General features: G+C 60.2%; 14 protein-coding genes and 1 pseudogene. 9 read left to right on the top strand and 6 right to left on the bottom strand.

Annotated elements, in window-relative coordinates:
* Positions 1 to 118: 118 nt before the first annotated feature.
* Entirely contained in the window at positions 119 to 910 is a 792-nt protein-coding gene (locus EOA23_RS08800; RefSeq protein WP_348628554.1) for a class I SAM-dependent methyltransferase, read from the bottom strand.
* A gap of 283 nt (positions 911 to 1,193) precedes the next feature.
* Between EOA23_RS08800 and EOA23_RS08805 the strand changes: the two genes are divergently transcribed.
* The 7 genes from EOA23_RS08805 (at position 1,194) to EOA23_RS08835 (ending at position 8,011) form a co-directional block, all read left to right on the top strand.
* Entirely contained in the window at positions 1,194 to 1,961 is a 768-nt protein-coding gene (locus EOA23_RS08805; RefSeq protein WP_127303643.1) for an AAA family ATPase, read from the top strand.
* A 161-nt stretch (positions 1,962 to 2,122) separates the two neighbouring features.
* Complete coding sequence (locus tag EOA23_RS08810) at positions 2,123 to 2,839, top strand: sugar phosphate nucleotidyltransferase (protein WP_126060832.1); 717 nt, start codon at positions 2,123 to 2,125, stop codon at positions 2,837 to 2,839.
* A gap of 37 nt (positions 2,840 to 2,876) precedes the next feature.
* The gene (locus tag EOA23_RS08815; RefSeq protein WP_126060833.1) at positions 2,877 to 4,013 is read left to right on the top strand and encodes a DegT/DnrJ/EryC1/StrS aminotransferase family protein; all 1,137 of its coding nucleotides are present in this window, start codon (positions 2,877 to 2,879) and stop codon (positions 4,011 to 4,013) included.
* Positions 4,010 to 4,684: a sugar transferase gene (locus EOA23_RS08820; RefSeq protein WP_127303644.1), complete on the top strand. Its 675-nt coding sequence runs from the start codon at positions 4,010 to 4,012 to the stop codon at positions 4,682 to 4,684. Before EOA23_RS08815 ends, EOA23_RS08820 begins: the two co-directional genes overlap by 4 nt.
* Before the next feature lie 49 nt (positions 4,685 to 4,733).
* Entirely contained in the window at positions 4,734 to 5,738 is a 1,005-nt protein-coding gene (locus EOA23_RS08825; protein WP_127303645.1) for an SDR family NAD(P)-dependent oxidoreductase, read from the top strand.
* Between the two features lie 269 nt (positions 5,739 to 6,007).
* The gene (locus EOA23_RS08830) at positions 6,008 to 7,270 is read left to right on the top strand and encodes a polysaccharide biosynthesis/export family protein (protein ID WP_127303646.1); all 1,263 of its coding nucleotides are present in this window, start codon (positions 6,008 to 6,010) and stop codon (positions 7,268 to 7,270) included.
* A gap of 48 nt (positions 7,271 to 7,318) precedes the next feature.
* Positions 7,319 to 8,011, top strand: coding sequence for a class I SAM-dependent methyltransferase (locus tag EOA23_RS08835; RefSeq protein ID WP_127303647.1), 693 nt, complete (start codon positions 7,319 to 7,321; stop codon positions 8,009 to 8,011).
* Positions 8,012 to 8,133: 122 nt separating this feature from the next.
* On the opposite strand, the gene EOA23_RS08840 is transcribed toward EOA23_RS08835, so the two are convergent.
* Genes EOA23_RS08840 through EOA23_RS08860 form a run of 5 tightly spaced genes read right to left on the bottom strand, consistent with a single transcriptional unit; the run spans position 8,134 to position 15,727 of the window.
* Positions 8,134 to 8,409 carry an acyl carrier protein gene (locus EOA23_RS08840; RefSeq protein ID WP_126060838.1) on the bottom strand — a complete coding sequence of 92 codons (276 nt, stop codon included), beginning with the start codon at positions 8,407 to 8,409 and terminating at the stop codon, positions 8,134 to 8,136.
* Between the two features lie 47 nt (positions 8,410 to 8,456).
* Positions 8,457 to 10,010 carry an AMP-binding protein gene (locus tag EOA23_RS08845; protein WP_189341552.1) on the bottom strand — a complete coding sequence of 518 codons (1,554 nt, stop codon included), beginning with the start codon at positions 10,008 to 10,010 and terminating at the stop codon, positions 8,457 to 8,459.
* Positions 10,007 to 12,028 carry an asparagine synthase (glutamine-hydrolyzing) gene (gene asnB / locus EOA23_RS08850; RefSeq protein WP_127303648.1) on the bottom strand — a complete coding sequence of 674 codons (2,022 nt, stop codon included), beginning with the start codon at positions 12,026 to 12,028 and terminating at the stop codon, positions 10,007 to 10,009. Before asnB ends, EOA23_RS08845 begins: the two co-directional genes overlap by 4 nt.
* 4 nt (positions 12,029 to 12,032) lie before the next feature.
* The gene (nadE, locus tag EOA23_RS08855; protein ID WP_127303649.1) at positions 12,033 to 13,016 is read right to left on the bottom strand and encodes an NAD(+) synthase; all 984 of its coding nucleotides are present in this window, start codon (positions 13,014 to 13,016) and stop codon (positions 12,033 to 12,035) included.
* Between the two features lie 5 nt (positions 13,017 to 13,021).
* The gene (locus EOA23_RS08860) at positions 13,022 to 15,727 is read right to left on the bottom strand and encodes an AMP-binding protein (protein WP_348628555.1); all 2,706 of its coding nucleotides are present in this window, start codon (positions 15,725 to 15,727) and stop codon (positions 13,022 to 13,024) included.
* A 163-nt stretch (positions 15,728 to 15,890) separates the two neighbouring features.
* On the opposite strand from EOA23_RS08860, the gene EOA23_RS08865 reads away from it, so the two are divergent.
* The gene (locus EOA23_RS08865) at positions 15,891 to 16,910 is read left to right on the top strand and encodes an NAD-dependent epimerase (protein ID WP_127303651.1); all 1,020 of its coding nucleotides are present in this window, start codon (positions 15,891 to 15,893) and stop codon (positions 16,908 to 16,910) included.
* A 1,126-nt stretch (positions 16,911 to 18,036) separates the two neighbouring features.
* Positions 18,037 to 18,880: pseudogene (locus EOA23_RS08870) on the top strand (glutamine--fructose-6-phosphate aminotransferase); the annotation flags it as partial.

An 18,880-nucleotide genomic window follows, 5' to 3' on the forward strand; every position in this document is an offset into this window, starting at 1 on the left:
ACTTCTGTGAAGCACTCGACAATCTGTAGCGCACCAATGAAAGCGGCTGCCCCCCAAAGGCGCAGGTCCTGCGAGGGATCAGGCTAGGAAGCGAAAGAGCCGGCGTGCGAGGAGAACATCAAACCGGATATGGCGACGGCTTGGGCTTTGCGGCCACGACGATGAAGCTTTCTGCAAGTCGCGCAGGAATCTGAAGCGCCCTGCTCATTGTCTCTGCGGGCCCCACCAACGCTTCGCAAAGGCCCGGGGCAAACCGGCCAGGCCGAGGAAGGAAGCCGTACGGAATGACTTTCTCGACGAGAAAACCCGCATCAGCCAGAAGCTCTTCCATGCGATCAAGTCTTAGCGTGTTGTATTTTGTGCGTCCGACAACCGTGTTGAGGAGCCTTGAGGCCACCCCAGCCGGCGAGGTTGCATTGAGGTGAATATTGCAGACAAGCTGACCACCTTCAACAAGATGCTCTCGAAGCGCAAGCAGCGCCTGGCGTCTTAGATCCTCATCTGCGTTCAAAAAGAACCGAAAAGCCGAAGCGACGTTGAATCGTTCGTTTAGCGGCTCATTGGTAATGTCGATGAGGCAAAGGCGCACATTGCTGCAGGGCGTCGCGCCTGCAAGCATAGGTTCTGACACATCGACCCCAACGACCGTCCCAAAAAATCTCGCGGCCACATTTGTGATTCGGCCAGTACCACAGGCAAAGTCGAGGCAACGACGATCTGGCCCCCCTGCAGAGCGAAATATCTCCTCAACGATGGGTCTCTCAATTTTTTCCCAAAGCGCACCGTAATAGCCAGATTGAAACGTAGCGGTGTATATGGCGCCGCAGCCTTGGGCAGCATGGCTTAGGCGGTAGTCATGTGAGAGCGCGTGCCCGGGAGGAGAGGGGGCTGAGGCGGATTGCATGTGCATGGGGCTCCTGCGCTCGACTGTTTGCCAGGTGGCTTCTGTCTAACCCGTCTTTGAAGGGCCCGCATCGTCTGAACATACGACGGCTTCAGCAGGTGGGTCCATGCCCTTCATGACCGCCCGCCGACTCTTCGGCCTGTGCAAGTCCGGCACGAAGTGATCCAGTTCGACGACTTCACAGGGCTCGCGAGGAACCGCAATCATCCAAACGAATGTTGGCGTGGTCCGGATTCTACCTAAGGCTCCGCGAAAAGCTGATCGGATTGTCAGGGGCGCGCACACGGACATGATCATCGAACTATTCGGGCCGCCTGGCGCGGGCAAGACCACACTCCTACGCCGCGTCTGTCATGGCATGGCTGAACGAGGCGTTAGCGTAAAGACCGTGAACGGCTATCGGCTCATTGAACAAGCATCGGCATCGCAAGACGTCCCCGAAACGCGCCACGGGATAGGCAGGATCGGCCGGAAGATCGCGACTTGCGGTCCCATCCTGCTGGCCACCTTGCCGAACAACAGTGTCGCTGCGCGTCTCCTGGCGTCCCTCCCTCTTCGAAGCCGCACCTGGTCATGGCGAATGAAGGTCGACATCGCTCTGCTGTGCGAGTCCTGGCATATAGCGCAAGAATCCGAGGGCTGCTTTATCTTCGAGGAAGGCCTCATTCAGGCCCTGTGCGCGATGCTGGTTTTCGCGCGCAATCCCAGCGTTGACGCAATACGCGACACCCTGGCGTTCCTGCCGAGGCCGGATATCCTGGTTCAATTGGACGCGCCGCAAGAAACTCTGCGCCGCCGCCTTGTGGATCGATATGCGCAGCAACCATTTCTCGAGGTGTTGCTGTTCGAACTCGGGGTGGAAAGGGGACTGAGGCAGGCTGACTTGGCAAGGCAGGTCGGCGAGTGCTTGAACCGGGAGGGATGGCCCCTGATACAAGTAAACGGCGACGACCCTCACAATTTCGAGAAGGTCATCGCAAAGGTCTCCGCAGGACACGTCAAGGAGATCGCCCTGGCGCGACCTGACGATGTTCGGCCTCGATTTGCCGGCACATGATCCGTATTGGCAACGAACAGATCGCCATTCGAACGCACGACGACAGGCCGCTGTCAGAGGGCTAATTTTCTCGCAGGAGGTCGGGGACCAGGTCCGTAGAGGCCGGTCATCGACAAAACTCTGGTCACTGGCCGTGTCGGTCATTTGTGCGGGAGGATCGTATGAAAGCGGTTATTCAATGCGGCGGAATGGGCACCAGGCTTCGGCCGTTCACCTCGGTGCTCCCGAAACCTCTCATGCCGATCGGCGCCCGGCCAGTGCTCGAATTGCTGCTTAAATGGCTGCGGCGCAACGGCATCGAGAATGTCTATGTCACGACCGGCTATCTTGGACATCTGATCCGTAGCGTGTGCGGCGACGGCTCGCAATGGAATATCAAGATCCGCTACACGCAGGAGATGGAGCCGTTGGGGACGATCGGGCCGCTGTCCCTGATCAGGGACGAGTTGGATGAGCCGTTTCTTGTTCTCAACGGCGACGTGCTTACCGACTTGAGCCTCAGCCGCTTCGTGGCAGCGCATAAGGCACACAATGACCTCGTAACCATCGCGACTGCCTCGCGCATCACCAAGATGGATTTCGGAGTTATTGACGAAGTCAATGATACCGTCCAGGTCTTTCGCGAGAAACCGTCGCTCTCACACTTGGTTAGTATGGGGATATACTGCATGGATCCGGGCGTCATGCAGTTTATCCCGTCGGGAATCCCTTTTGGATTCGACGATCTAATGCTGCAGATGCTTCAGAGCGGCAAGCCCGTCCATGTCTTTAAGCACGACGGTCTTTGGCTAGACATCGGTCGCGTCGAGGACTTCCAGAAAGCGCAGGCTACTTCGTGGGAGGAGCAGTCGGCGTCAATTGAGGTCGCAGCAGCATGAAGCTGTCTAAAACCAGGCGAGTTCAGCGGAGGTTGTGATGCTCCTGGTTAGTGAGCCCGTATTGGGCGTGCCGGAAAAGGCCGCCTTATCGAAAGTGATCGACAGCGGCTGGCTGACAATGGGCGAGCGGGTCCGGGCGTTTGAAGAGGCATTCGCGGCGATGCATGGCGCCGATGATTGCGTTGCCGTCAACTCGTGCACTGCAGCCCTTCACCTCATCCTGCACGCACTTGGCATTGGACCCGGCGACGAGGTGCTGGTTCCTTCGTTGACTTTCGTGGCGACGGTGAACGCCGTGCTCTATGTCGGCGCCACGCCGGTTTTCGTGGACATAGAGTCGGACGACGTTCCTCTCATGTCAGTCGCTGACGCAGAGGCCCGATGTACGCCACGCACGAGAGCCGTGATTCTGGTCCACTTCGCAGGCTATCTGGCCCACAAGGAAGACTGGCAGGCATTCGCGAGCGTGCGCGGCCTCTGCATCGTGGAGGATGCAGCGCACGCACCCGGCCTCAAGGAAGTTGGCACTTTCGGCGCCGGGGCGGCCTTCAGCTTCTACGGCAACAAGAACATGACCACCGCTGAAGGCGGCGCGGTCATCTCGAGGGACCCGGATCTACTCGACGCCATCCGTCAAGCCCGCGGCCACGGCATGACAACGGGGACCCATCAGAGACTGAACAGTCGTACCCCACAATACGACGTCACGATGTTGGGCTTCAACTACCGCATGGACGAGATGCGGGCCGCGCTGGGCCTGGTTCAGTTGCGCAATCTGCAGGAGTGGAACGACGTCAGGCGCATTCTTGTTGCGCTCTACCGCCGTCTCATCGCCACGCGGTGCCCGGACATTTCAATACCGTTCAGCGAGCCCCGCACCTCAGCATACCACATCATGCCAATTCTCTTGCCGGCCTACGTCAACCGGCAAGACGTGATCGACGGGCTGCGTGCGCAAGGCATACAGACCACGATCCACTACTCCCCCGTGCACCAAATGACGCTCTACCGCGAACGTTGCCCAGGTGTCCACTTGCCGTGCACGGAAGGCTTCGCCGAACGCGAGCTCACCATTCCTCTGCATCCCCAGATCACATCACCAGTCGTGGAAGCCGTGGTGGATGCGTTGGCCTCGACACTCGTCAGGAGCACGCGTGAAGGGGCCGCTGCATGAACGCGATGGACCTGCCCATTCATCGGCTCGCCACGAGGTCGGTACACCACGGCTTTGCCCGGCGCGCCATGGATGTCCTCGCGGCAATTTCGTGCCTCGTCGTGTTCTCGCCGCTGATGCTGCTTGTTGCGGTGGCTCTGCTGCTGGAAGGTGGGCGCCCGGTGATCTTTGTTCAGACCCGCATAGGCGTGGGCGGCCAGCTCTTTCGAATGTACAAGTTTCGAAAATTCTATCCGCGATGCGATGCGGCGGGCCTCGCATTAACCCTTGCCAATGACCAGCGCCTGACAAGGGTCGGCAGGTTTCTCGCTTCCAGCAAGATGGATGAACTGCCGCAGCTGTGGAATGTACTGAAGGGCGAAATGGCCCTGGTCGGCCCTCGTCCGGAGAGCTTGTCGTTCGCCGACTGCTTCAGGGACGGCTACGAAGCCGTGCTGCAATACAAGCCAGGCTTGTTCGGTCCTGCCCAGATCAAGTTCCGCCACGAGGCGCTCTTCTATCCCCGAGATGTCGAGCCAACAGCCTTCTACAGAGAGGTGCTGTTTCCGACCAAAGCCAGGATTGATCTTTCCTACTATGCGCGCCGGACACTTGTGTCGGATGCGGCAATGATCGTTCGAGGAATTTTCATTGTCCTTGGGATGACGGCGGGGCGTCCAAGCGAAACGTAGTCGCCATTTTTGGCGGTTCGAATCAAGGTGCTGCAGGGATTGTCTGATCATGAACTACAAAGGCAAAAGAGTTCTGGTGACCGGAGCGGATGGGTTCATCGGATCGCACCTTACTGAGGCTCTGGTCCGCGGCGGAGCCGATGTGACTGCCTTGGCTCTTTATAATTCCTTCGACAGCCATGGATGGCTCGATGATCTCCCGGACGAGATCCGCAACCACCTCAAGCTGGTTCGCGGCGATGTTCGCGACAGCGCGTTCTTGAATCGGATCGTCCGCGGCCAGTCCGTCGTGTTCCATCTCGCCGCGTTGATCGCTATCCCCTATTCCTATGCGGCCGCCCAGTCCTATGTTGAGACCAACATCATGGGCACCGTCAATGTCCTGGAAGCGGCACGCCAGTGGGATACCGAGCGTGTGGTGCATACATCCACCAGTGAGGTTTACGGCACCGCATTGACGATGCCGATCAGTGAATCCCATCCGCTGCAGGGGCAGTCGCCATATTCAGCTTCGAAAATCGGAGCCGATATGATGGCCGAGTCTTACGCGCGCTCCTTCGACGTGCCGGTCGTGATGCTTCGTCCATTCAATGCCTTCGGGCCGCGGCAAAGCGAGCGTGCGATCGTTCCCACCCTCATCAGGCAAGCGATCGATGCGAACTGCCCGGCCATCATGGTGGGAGACACAAGTCCGGTCCGTGACCTGACCTTTGTCGAAGACACTGCCGCGGCGTTTCTTAGCGCCGGTTCGGCTGACCTCGAATTCGGCCATGCCTACAACGCCGGAAGCCAGCGTGCCGTGACCATTTCGGACGTGCTCGATCTGGTGGTGGAACTGAGCGGCTCCAACAAGCCTGTGCGCCGCGACGAGAGCCGGCTGCGCCCGCAAAATTCCGAGGTTCGCGCGCTGCTGGCGGATTCGTCCCGGCTTGAGCGCGCGACCGGGTGGAGGGCGCACACGGACCTGCGCGAGGGCCTGAAACGAACCATTGCGTGGTGGCGGACGCGTCTCAACCGTGGGCTGGTGCGCCATGAAATGGGCTACATGACGTGAAGCTGACCACTCTTCCTGCCGCACTGCCGCGGTGCCTACTGCACCCTCGGCCCGTGGGCTGCGTGCGGTCAGCGAAGGTACGCGCTTATTCCTTTGCGTCGCCCAAGCCGGCCATCGCGCCGACGCATTCCATTATTCTCGTACAGCACGCAAAAGGCTGTATCGTATCATTGGCGCCAAATGCATGCGGCATGTCCGGGGACACGCTCCGCGACAGGTCGCATGCTTCGATTCAAGCGAATGTCAAATTCCGAAGGAGGTCGCTTCAAATGGCCAGCCATAGCCGGTTCTCCGTTGCGGTTCTCGCGGTTTTAGGCACCGCGTCATTGGCCGTGGCGGCCGACACGTCGTCCCTCTATCGGATTTCGCCCGGCGACACGGTCGAGATCGGAATTGCTTCCATCGCAGACCGGACCCAACGCGCGGTCGTCCAGGTGGACGGCACGATCGTGCTGCCTGAAGTCGGCGCAGTTTCCGTCGGTGGCCTGACGCGGCCAGAATTGCAAAGCCGAATGCAAACGATCCTGCCGACCAAGATCTTTCACGTCCGCGCGCCGGACGGTCGCGAACAGATGGCGGTCGTAAGGCCGAGCGACGTGACAGCGACAATCGCCGAGTATCGCCCGATCTATGTTACCGGCGACGTGCTCACCCCCGGACAGCAGGCCTATCGTCCGCTCATGACGGTGCGACAGGCAATCGCGGTCGCCGGCGGGTTCAGCCTATTGCGGGCGCGCACCAACCAGGCAGGCCCGGACCCCATCGATCTCCGACGTGATTACGAGATGATCTGGGGCGAATACACTAGGGAATATTTTCACAGCGCCCGCCTGCGCGCCGAACTGGACAAGCAGGAAAACTTCGACACCCAGCCGCCACAGGGATCGCCCCTTGCCCCGGCGCTGGCAGCAGGATTGGCGAAGGCCGAAGCGGAAGCGTTAAAGCTCTCCTTGAACAATTTCAAACAAGAACAGAGCTTTGTCGAAAAGGGCGCAAAGGATGCTGCAGCGCAGATCGAAACGCTGACGAAGCGCGCACAGGATGAAGCGGCCGGAGTGAAGGCCGATGAAGACGATTTGCAGCAGGTCACCAAGGCGTTCAAAGCTGGCAACCTCACTAACAACAGACTTGCCGATGTCCGTCGCGCCGTCCTGCTTTCGTCAACCCGTGCGCTGGAAACCTCGGTGGAACTGATGCGAACGCAGCGCCAGCAGGAAGACTTTGTCAGGCAAATCGAACGCAACGAGAACCAAAGGCGCATCGGTCTGTTGAACGAGTTGCGAGATACGGAGGTTCGCCTCGCCGATATCGGCACCAGGCTGCGCGCGGCAAGCCAGAAACTCCAGCCCTTGGGTGCGACCGCCGCGCCTTTGTCGATCGCCGGCGAAACCGTTCGAGCTCAGATGACGATCGTCCGAAACGTCGATGGGCAATGGCGCAAGCAAGCATCGGACGAGGACACCGAGGTAGCGCCGGGAGACACCATCGAGGTCCGGTTCAACAACGAGATGGAAAGCGCGGCAGCGCAATAGCGCTACGTCGCCCAGGCGACCGCTCGGCTTCGAGGATGGAGGCAGGTCTTGAGCGAGGATATCGATGTCGCCCACGCCTACAGCAAAGGCAGCACCATCTTCATGGGCGTGGAGATGCTGGTTTCCTCAGGCGCCCTTGTCCCGAGGCCGGAGACGGAGCTGCTAGGCTCGACCGCGGTCGACCTTTTGCGTCAAATGAAGCTGCCGGCGCCGCGTGTCGTTGATATGTGCTGCGGCGCCGGAAATCTGGCCTGTGGCATCGGCCATCATGTTGCTACGGCGCAGGTCTGGGCCAGCGATCTTACCGATAGTTGTGTCGAGGTGGCGCGCCGCAACGTCTCCCATCACGGATTGGCCAACCGAGTGTCGGTCATGCAGGGCGATCTTTTCGAACCTTTGTCCACCCTGGTGGCTCCAGGTTCGATCGATGTTGTCGTTTGCAATCCGCCCTACATCTCGGACAAACGGCTAGAGGGCGACCGCTCACATCTGATCACTCTCGAGCCGCGTGAAGCCTTCGCGGCCGGACCCTACGGCATCGCTATCCACATGCGCGTGGTCAAAGATGCGCATCTTTATCTGCGACCTGGGGGCGCGCTTCTGTTCGAGGTAGGACTGGGCCAGGAGCGTCAGGTCGCAGGTCTGTTCGAGCGCAGCAGGAGCTACGACGGCGTTCGCACCGTCAGCAACGGCGCCGGCGAGGCGCGTGTCGTGCTTGGATACGCGAAACCGCGGATTTAGGATCGGTGATTCCAGGAAGTTCAGAGGCGGTTTTGCCGTCTTGATCTGCGCAGGCTGCCTGGGTCCCACTCCTCACCGAAGCGCCGAACGCCAAGCTTGCCTGCGACGCAACATTCACCGGCTCATGCTCTCTTGCGGGCGATGAACTGCGCTATTCCCTGTATTGAATCGAGGTTCTCCGGCAGTAGCTCGCTGTCTTCGACCATGATGCCAAAGGTCTCTTCAATGAAGCCGATGACCTCGAGCACGCCGGTGGAATCGACAATGCCCTGGTCGAGCAGCGACTGCGTGGCGCTGAGTGATTTCACGTCGGCGATGTAAAAGTTCGACGCCAGAAAATCGCGGATTTGTCTGGTGTAAATCTCGCCCTCGAACTTCGTTGCCGAAATCGCATCCATAATCCGCTCTCCGGTTAAAACTAAATACGCTGTGCACCCCAACGCGGCTACAAAAGCGCAACCTTTTTGAGTTTTCCTGTCTCCGTCCTTGGCAGGCTGGATACAATGACGATGGACTTTGGGACCATGAAGTTCTCGAGCCGCTTCTGGCATTCCATCTGGAGCTGCCGCTCACCTGCACGCTCGCCCTGCTCCAGCACCACGAAGGCTTTGACAGCTTGGCCCAGAAGTTCATCGGGGACGCCGACCACGGCAGCCTCCTTGACGCCTGGAATGTTCACCAGCGCGTTTTCGACTTCCTTCGGGGAAACCTTCTCTCCCCGGGATTTTATGATCTCGTCGCCACGACCGACGAAGTAAAGATAGCCCTCGGCATCCATGCGGCAGTAGTCGCCGGTGTAAAGCACCAGCTCGCCCGGCAAGGGACCCGGCTTCAGCCGCGTGGCGGTCTCTTCCGGCTTGCCCCAATAACCTTTCATCACCGTCGCGCCGCGGATGACGAGCTGGCCGACGTTGCCGGGCTCCACCCGTCGGTCCTTGTCGTCGACGATCCACATCTCGGTGTTCGGGATAGCTATTCCGACGCTCAGTGGCTTTCGAACGAGATCCTCGGGCGGCAGATAAGTGCAGCGCTTGCACTCGGTGAGCCCGTACATTGAATAGATCCTGGCGCCCGAAAACAGCTCCCTGAGCATGGCGATATGCTTGAGCGGCAGTGCGGCGGCGGTGTTGGTGACATAGCGGATGCTCGAAAAGTCATGGTTCTTCAGCGACTTCAGTTCCGCCAGCGAAGCGAAGATGGTGGGCACGCCGGGAAAGCCGGTGATCTTCTCGTCTTTGATGATCTGAAGGATCCGCGCCGGAAAGGCGAAGGAGCGCTCGAGAACCAGCCGGGCGCCGGCGCGGAAGGCCATCAGCATCTGATAGAGACCGTAGTCAAAGGCGAGAGGCAGGACGTTGAGAATGACTTCGTCCTCGCGAAGCTCCAGATATGACGCGATCGAAGTGCATGCGGCGGTCATGTTGCGGTGCGTCAGCATCACGCCTTTGGGCTCGCCGGTGGATCCGGACGTGTAGACGATGGCGGCGAGATCGATGTCAATCGATTTGCGTTCCGGACCAGCCGACGTTCTTTCGGCGGCCTTTTCCCAGCGTACGGCGCTGGGCAGCCGGCTGAGCTCGTCCTCCTCGATCGGCCCTGATACGATCACCTGGCACAACGATCGACACGTGTGCGCAGGTCCACTGAATACCGAGCGAAGATGCTGGTCGGTGATCAGCGCCGCCGGTCGGCAGTCATTGAGCAGATAATCAAGCTTGGCGCTTTTGGTGAGCGGGTTGACGATGCACACGACTGCGTTCGCTTTCAGCACCGCCCAGAAACTGATGACCGTCTCCGCTGTGTTGTCGGCGAAGATCATCACGCGGTCGCCGCGTTGCACGCCAGCGGTCGCTAGATAGCGTGCGATTCCATTCGAACGCTCATCGATTTCGGCATAGGTGAGGCGTTGCCTGTTGCAGACCAACGCTACCTTGTCGGCGAGGCGGCCGGCCGACCGGACGAGATAGTCTTGCAGGAGCGGTACAGCATCGTGGATCACGCTGGCACCCTTTGCCTGTTCTCATAGTCGACATCGACGCTTAGGTCCGGCACCACTGCGCTACCGGGCCTGACCGCTACAAATTGCTGATGGAGAAGCTGCGTCGACAGCACTCCCACCAGAGCCATGTTGTCGGTGTTCGACATATCGCCGCCGCCGGTTTTGGCCTGGCACTTCCTGACCAGACTGGTCACCGACTTGACGTCGAATACGCCAGCTGCACGCAGTGCCGTCTCGGACAATGCATCGCCGACGTAAGCCGGTGCGTCGCTGGCGAAGAAACTGAGCGCATTCGGAGCCCGATAGGGCTGCTTCTTTCGGGCGACGACTTCCAGCGGCAGGAGGGGCGCCGCCATGCGCTTCAGCACATGTTTTTCATCAAGGCCGTGCAGCTTGTAAGCGTCCGGCAGTTTGTTTGCCAGGGCAGCGACGTTATCGTCCAGGAAGGGGAAGCGGCCCTCGACGGAGTGAGCCATCAACATCCTGTCGCCCTGCGCGGAAAGCAGGTAGCTCGACATCAAGGTTTGGATCTCCAGGTGCTGATCCTGAGCGAGGGGATTCCAGCGGCGAAATTCTGCCGGCAGCATCGAGAGCAGTTCGGTCACGGCGTCGGAGCGCTCCACGGCGGCGGATATATCCGGGCAGAACAATCGCTTGATTGCACTCGTCGTGCGCCAGCGCGTGTCGTGCGCGAAGCCAGGCGCTTGGTGAGCCGCAATGTTGCGCCCGAAGAATTGCCGCGCCAGCGCCTGCTCATGGACGGGAGAGCGCGAGAGATAAGGATAAAGCCGCTGAAGCAGGAGCGCGCGCCTCGTCGACGTCGGCTGGCGTCCCCAGAAGCGGCGAATCTTGCCTTCGCGAAACAGGTCGTAGCCAGCGAACATCTCGTCGGCGCCTTCCCCGGTCAGCACCACCTTGATGCCGCGTTCGCGGACCAGCCTCGAAAGCAGGAAGAGCGGCGCCGGAGCGGTTCGGAGGATTGGCCGCTCCGCGTGGCGGACCACGTCCGGAAAGACATCTGCGATGTCGCCCCGCGAAACAACGATTTCGTGGTGCTCGCTTGCCGTCCGCGCGGCAACCAGACGCTGGAAATCGGTCTCGTCATATTCGGCATCGGCGAAACGCAGCGAGAAGGTGTGGAAACGCTCACCGGCGAAGCGCCTTCCGAGCTTCGCGACAAGGGAGCTGTCGAGCCCACCCGACAGATAGCAGCCGACCGGAACATCGGCCTGCGTCATTCGCGAGGCCGTCGCGGCTTCCAGAGCCGCCTGCACCACCTCGACGGCTTCATTCAAGGAGCCTCTGAACCGATCCTCGTCCTGGTCGCCAATTTTCGGAAAGCGCGGCTGCCAGAATGCCTGTTCGTGCGCCACGCCCTTGTCGTAGACGCGGACATGCCCAGGACGAACTTCGCGGATGCCTTGGAATACGGTCTGCGGAGCGACAGCCGCCCACAGGGTGAAGGTCTGGTCAAGGCCCGCCGGGTCGAGGCTGCGCGGTATGGAGGCATCGGACGCGAAAATCGCCTTTATTTCGCTGGCAAAGAAAAGGTGGCCGCCGTGCTCGCAAAAATGCAGCGGGCAGATGCCATAGCGATCGCGTGACAGCACCAGGCGCCCAGAAACCGCATTCCAGATCGCCAAAGCCCATTGGCCATTCAACCGTTCGAACGCGGCCTGTCCCCACTCCTGATAGGCATGCAGGACGACTTCGGTATCGGAGCGGGTGCGAAACCGATGGCCAAGAGCGATCAACCGGTCCCGCAACTCGAGGTAATTGAAGATCTCGCCGTTGAACACTATCCAGGTCAGGCCTTCTGCATCGGCAAGCGGCTGCTGGCCGTGCTGGAGATCGACTACGGATAAACGGGCATGCGCCAGGCCGGCACGTCTGTCACGGTAGAGCCCCCGCTCGTCTGGACCACGATGGGAAGCCGCGGCAGCCATGCGTAGCAAGGCCTCCCGGGAAGGCGGCTTCGCCGTGGCGTTCAGCGCCAATATTCCGGCGATCCCGCACATCGGCTCAGTCCACGTCCATCGGAACGGATGGCAAAGGGCGAGAGTGCAGATAACGCGCTCCGCGGCGCTTGGCTTCGATGTCCTTGAAGACCTTTTCGACCTGGCTGCCGGTGAGGCCCGCCGCCGCCGCTACCTCGTCGGCTCCTATCCCATGGTTCAGGCCGAAAAGGCACAGATCGGTGAGCTGGTAAGGCAGAGCAAAGTAGAACTCCTCCTGGCTTTGCGCCAGGGAGAACGTGTCGGTGGTCGGGGGCCTGCGGCGGATTTCCTCGTCCACCCCGAGATATTCAGCCAACTGGTAGACCTGTGTCTTGTAGAGGTGCACGATCGGCATCACGTCGGCGATGCCGTCGCCCTGCTTGACGAAGAAACCCTGGTCGTATTCGAGCCGGTTGGGTGTACCCGCAACAGCGTAACCGAGACGGTCCGCATGGTAGTACTCGGTCATCTTGCGGATGCGCTGCTTATAGTTGGTCGCGGCAACAATCTGCAGGTAGGCTGCCGGAGGCAGCCGGACCGTTTTGGTCCTCCCATTCGGATCTTGAACCGTAAGACGGGTGATGTTGAGGCCCTGGCTTTCCAGAATGGAGGTCAGCACCAGCTTGCATTTCCACCCTTCGTCATAGTCAGGAACGACGGAGCGGATCGCCTCGCTCTGCCGCCGGTATGCGCCTATGGCATCGAGCGCCGGGGCAATGTCCTCGACCAGAGTGGCGATGCCGAGCTGGGCCGCGATGACACGTCCCAGCCTCAGCGAGTCGCCCGAGGAGTCTCGCTCCGGCATCAGTATGCCAAGCACCTTTTCCTTGCCGAAGGCGCGTACACACAAGGATGCGACGACGGAACTGTCGATGCCACCCGACAGCCCGACCACCACGCCGCGCCGCCGAAGCGTAACCAGAACCTGTTCGCGCGTCGATGAAATGATGCGGTCTGCTTCTGTGGCGGCGTCCAATTCCAATGCTTGCCTTGTGAATTTCGAAATCATGCTTGCTAGCCCGCCCGTCGAAGCGTTTCGACCGCCGTATAGGTCTCCAGAACGGCCTTCTCGATCAGCGGTCGGTTGGTTGCGACATGTGGCTCGGCGACCAGATCGATGTGGCTGCCGACGACTGGAACAACCTGAAGGTGGCTGAACACCCGATCCCATCCGATGGCGAGGGACATGCCCGGGCGGGCGCAGCGAAACAGCGTGCCATGGATTGGAAGTGCTGGCTTAGGTTCCTTCAGCCAGTGGAAGAACGCCTGAGCCCGCAGCACCTCTTGCAGCTCAAGCTTGATGCGGAAGCAAGCCCCGTTGAACTGGCCATCGGTGTAACGGTCGATCGCGTCTGCAAGACGGCTTTCATGACCCATTCTGACCGTGATCTTCGCGAGTGCGCGACAGGCAACGCGATAAAACGAGATACGGTTGGAGCGTAGTCTGCGCAATGTGCGTGCAACCGTATCCCAAAGGCGGCTGCGCTCACCCTCGAGGCTGGTATCCAGGATCCCCACGAACCTCACGGGCCGGCCGGCCTCAAGCAGGCGGGCGGCGACTTCCATTGCGACCGCCCCGCCCAGCGAGTGGCCAAGTAGCCGGACATTCCCCGATGGCTGGACACGGTTGATCTGTTGGACCGCAGCATCCGTCATGCTTGCCAGGTCGCGTTGACCCTTGAGGATCATCGCGAGACCTGGGTAGCGAACCGGTACGACCTTTGCGGTCGCCCGCATCGCCGATGCGAAGGCGGCAAGGCTTGGACCGTAACCGACAGATCCAGGAAATAGAAAAAGCAGCGGCGGATCATGCTCCGGGGCGGCTTTGCCGTAAGAGGCTACCTGCGCCGCGACTACGGCCCTGACCATCTCATCCGCGGTCATCGAAACGGTGAAGCCCTCGAGGCCCAGTTCCTGGCCGATGAGCGTCTCGATCTCCATGACGCAATGCAGCAGTTTCAGTGAGTCCCCTCCGGCTTCATCCCATCGCCCTGCTGCTACGTGTGTGTTGAGAACCTTGCGCCACGCCTTTTCCACCAGCTGACGTGTTTGGAAATCATTTCCTGGACCTGGCGGATCGGCAATGGTCGTCGGCTTCCTTGCCAGATGGTCCATCTTTGCAAGTTTCGCCAGGTCAACCTTTCCGCCGCTAAGGCGGGGGATCTGATCCACGCGGTGAAGTCGCAGCGGCCGCAAGGGCGAAGGCAACGCATCTGCAATCAGCCTGCGAAGATCGTCTGTGAAACGTGGGCCGGCAGCATTATTCGGGATTGCGAACGCGATAAGCTCGTTTGTCTCCGTCACCACCGCCACTGCTTCCTGAACGAATGAGGCCGATCGCATTACCCTCTCGAGTTCGGCTGGCTCGATGCGGCGGCCGTTGATCTTTATCTGGCGACCCTTTCGGCCAATGATCCTCAACAGGCCATCGCCACCCAATCGCACAAGATCGCCGGTGGCAAAAATCCGTTGGTTGGGGTCAACGGGGTCGGGATCAGCGGGAAGGACGGCGCCATTTTCCCAGTGCCCGAGAAGCACATAAGGGCTTTTTATCACCAACTCGCCCGTCTCGTCGGCGAGTGCGGCACGTCCCTGCTCGTTCACTATCGCAAAGGCTATGCCCGGCAACAGACGCCCAACCGGCACATCCGCCTCGGCGTCTGCCGGTTGCGGGGGCAAGAACCACTGTGATCCGGTGGTCTCTGTCGACGAATAGCCAATCTGGACAAGACAACCCGGCGAAACTGCTTTGCGCAGAAGCGCAATATCGCTCCAGAGGACTCTTTCTCCGCCGACCCGCACGACCCGCAGCGACCTGAACGTTTCGAGGGGAGAACTGGACAGGAGCGCGCGAAGTAAGGCCGGCACCAGGTAGGTGACTGTGGTGCCCTGGTCCTTGATCCTGGCGCAAACGCCGCGCAGGCCAATCGCTTCCAGATCGACGAGCTGCAAGGTGGCGCCTGTCAGGACGGCCGCAAGAATTTCGCGACAGCCGGCAATCGTGGCCGGGCCTGTCAGGGGAAGAAAGACATCGTCCGAGTTGATGTGACATGCATCGACATATTGTTGCACGCGCCAAAGCAGGGCGCGCTGGCTGTTGACTATGCCCTTGGGACGCCCCGTGCTGCCCGAAGTATAAAGGACGATCGCCGGCTGATCGACGCAGGGCGAGGGAAGCGGCGCGGCCAAAAGGTCACCGTCCGCGTCGGCGCCCACATCAATCCATTCGACGTCCGCCGGCAGGTCGCCGGGCCTGTGGCCCAGTCCCAGCATCGCGCACAGCCTGGCCGCTGACACAATCTCCAGGATCCGGGCGTCGGGGTCCTTTGCGTTCAGCGGCACTGAAATCCGCCCGGCGGCAATCGTTGCGAGCATGGCAACGACGTTCCAGACGGAACTTGGCTGGCAGATACCGACCGGGCTGCCTTGCGCCGCAGACCTTGCAACGCGGCGCGACAGCTTTTCAACCGCCGCGCCGAGCGCCGAATATGACAGTTGCTCCGAGCCATCATTGATCGCGACCTTGTCGGGGTATCGCCTCACGATGGTTTCAAGATGATGAGCGATCCCGATTTCCGCAAATTCGCCTGGCAAAGGCGGATATGGGCGCAGGATCGGTCCGCCGTCGTCCAGTGCGTAGGTAGCCACGTCAGTCCACCTGGACTCCTCCAGGGCAAGAGGTGCCTCATCAAGGTCGTGATCCGCCGCAGTTGCCTTCAAGTACGCCGGGAGCATGGCTTGCCTGAGCTAAAAGTGATGTTCCGGTTATCGATCTGCGTGGCGAAACTTTCATCGATCATTCTGATGATGCGTCTCGCGTTCAACAGACGTGAAATGCAAAACGTTCGTGAGGTTGGTCCGACTTGTAAGCTTTGGGATATGCATGACCGTCAGCAGGCCCGTTCTGATCACTGGAGCAGCCGGATTTATCGGCTTTCATCTCTGCCGGAGGCTGCTTTGCGACGGATGGAAAGTCGTCGGGCTCGATTCCTTGAACGAGTATTACGACGTCAACCTGAAGCGCGCGCGGCTCGATAGGCTGCTAGAATTTCCACATTTTGAATTCGAGCACGCCGATCTCGCGGACTGGACCCGTATTTCGGCGCTGTTCGGCTCAGTCGATCCCGAGATCGTCGTCAATCTCGCGGCACAGGCCGGAGTACGCTACTCGCTGGTAAATCCGCACGCGTATGGGGAAAGCAATCTCAAAGGGTTCCTCAATGTCCTCGAGGGATGCCGGCACGCTTCTGTTCGTCATCTGGTCTACGCATCGTCGAGCTCGATCTACGGTGGCAGCACACGTACGCCCTTCTCGGAAAAAGATTCCGCCGACCATCCACTGAGTCTGTACGCCGCCAGCAAGAAAGCCAACGAACTGATGGCGCATTCTTACAGCCATCTTCTCAGGCTCCCGACTACGGGACTACGGTTCTTCACCGTATATGGGCCATGGGGCCGGCCGGATATGGCCCTGTTCATCTTCACGAAGGCCATACTTGCCGGCGCGCCGATCGACGTCTTCAATGATGGCAACATGCAACGTGATTTCACCTATATCGATGATATCATCGAGGGTGTGGTCCGCGTGATGCAACAGCCCGCGAGAGCCAATGCAGAATGGAGTAGCGCGGCACCTGATCCGGCAAGCAGCAACGCACCCTTCAGGATACACAATATCGGCGGAAATTCCCCAGTTGAGCTCAACCGATTGATCGAAGTTCTGGAGGGTGCACTTGGCAGAAAGGCCAACCGCAACCATATGCCCCCCCAGCCCGGCGACGTTTTGGCTACCTCCGCGGACGTCAGCTCACTAGAGAAGTCAACTGGCTTCAGGCCCACGATCCCCGTCGAGATTGGAGTTCCGCGTTTCGTTCAATGGTATCGGGAATTCTATCAGGCGTAGGAGCAGCCTTGCTCGATGCGCAGCGGTCTCAACATAGATCCTTGGGCGGGCCGAATACTGAAGCCAAAGCTTCGGTTGGCATGAGCATGTGCGCATCCAAGTAGTCGGTATCCGCGACCTGGGCAACCAGGCGGCGTTCGGGTACCAGCTGGGGATGGAATGTTCGATGGTCTTGCCTTATATCCAGCGGGAGATTTCGCTCCCAAGTTGCCTCTAAGATGAGGAATACAATCGGCGATGGTGTCCCTATAGGCGGCCCGACAGTTGCGACGTTGGGGTGCGTTTGGCGAACCGTCGGGCCTAACCGACCCTGGGCAAGGTCGGCTAGCCTCAAACTATCAACACCTGGGGATGTAATCGCCGTGCAAACAGACGATGGTCGCGCCAAGCGATCTCGGCTCCGCCGGTGTTGAGCCGACCTGTCAACGGTCAGCTGGTCGACCAACGAGGTGCTTGTGGCGCTCAAAAATTCGCAGCTTTTCTGGATAGCCAAGACGCAACGTTGCACCGCAGGCCGGGCATTCGAATGTGGAGATGACCTTGAACCATGAGCCCTTCCTTGCGATGAGATGGTGGCATCGCGGACATTCAAAGCTGAGCGTCTGGTCGTTTAGATATTGAGGAATTGGCACCCCTGCCTCACGGTCCCTATTGCCCCGGACGGTCGCGGCGGCTGCACTGAAAGGCCGCCCGCCAGGGGCTGAATTGAGAGATACATTTCTGACAGTCTCCCAAATGACGCGGCGGCCTAATCGTTTCACACCATGGACCAATGCCCGGGCGCATCAGACCTCGGTCGGGCAACATATGTTAAAATGCGTTGGATAATCGGCCCCACGGTTCTGCCCGTCGCCGCTGGCATGACAACTCGCCGATAGGCAAGGGTAGTTGTGTCTGGCGTCCTCGCCAGACAGCTCGCGATCGCCGAATTCCTGCAGGAGGTCTGACAAATTCAAAGTCGGAGCCCTTTTGGGTTGGGGACTGCGCCGCAGTCACTGAGTGGACTTCGGAAGGTGTCCAGACCGTGTTGCGTTCCTTCGAATGAACGATCAGCTGCTTGTGAGGCAGAGTTAGTATCTGCGCTGAATGTCCAGCTCGATCTTCTGCTGAAGGGAAGGCAAGTACGATGTGCGGTATCGTTGGAATCGTCGGCCATTCGCAGGTCGCGCCGCTCATCGTCGACGCGCTGAAGCGGCTTGAATATCGCGGCTACGACTCGGCCGGTGTCGCCACCATCGAGAAGGGCGAGCTCGGACGCCGCCGCGCCGAAGGCAAGCTCATCAACCTCGAGCGGCGACTCAAGGACGAGCCGCTCGACGGCACGATCGGCATCGGCCACACGCGCTGGGCAACGCACGGCGTGCCCAACGAGACCAACGCGCATCCGCATTTTTCCAACGGCGTCGCCATCGTCCACAACGGCATCATCGAGAATTTCGCCGAGCTGCGCGACGAACTCACCCGCGACGGCTACAAGTTCGCCTCGCAGACCGACACCGAGGTCGTGGCGCATCTGGTGGCGCGCGAGCTCGCCAGGGGCCTGAAGCCCGTGGGAGCCGCGCATGCGGCGCTTAAGCGGCTGTCCGGCGCGTTCGCGCTGGCAATCATGTTCCAGGGCGACGAGGACCTGATCGTCGGCGCCCGCAACGGTCCGCCTCTGGCCGTCGGCCATGGCGAGGGCGAGATGTTTCTGGGTTCCGACGCCATCGCGCTGGCGCCCTTCACCAACTCGATCACCTATCTCGAGGACGGCGACTGGGCGGTGGTTCGCCGCGAAGGCGTGACCATCTACGACATCGACGGCAACAAGGTCGACCGCAAGCGGCAGCAGTCGCTGTCGACCAGCTTCATGGTCGACAAGGGCAACCGCCGGCATTTCATGGAAAAGGAAATCCATGAGCAGCCGGAGGTGATCTCGCACACGCTGGCGCATTATGTGGATTTCGTTTCCGGCAAGTCGAAGCCGCTCG

The sequence above is a fragment of the Mesorhizobium sp. M2A.F.Ca.ET.042.01.1.1 genome, assembly GCF_003997405.1.
GTDB lineage: Bacteria > Pseudomonadota > Alphaproteobacteria > Rhizobiales > Rhizobiaceae > Mesorhizobium.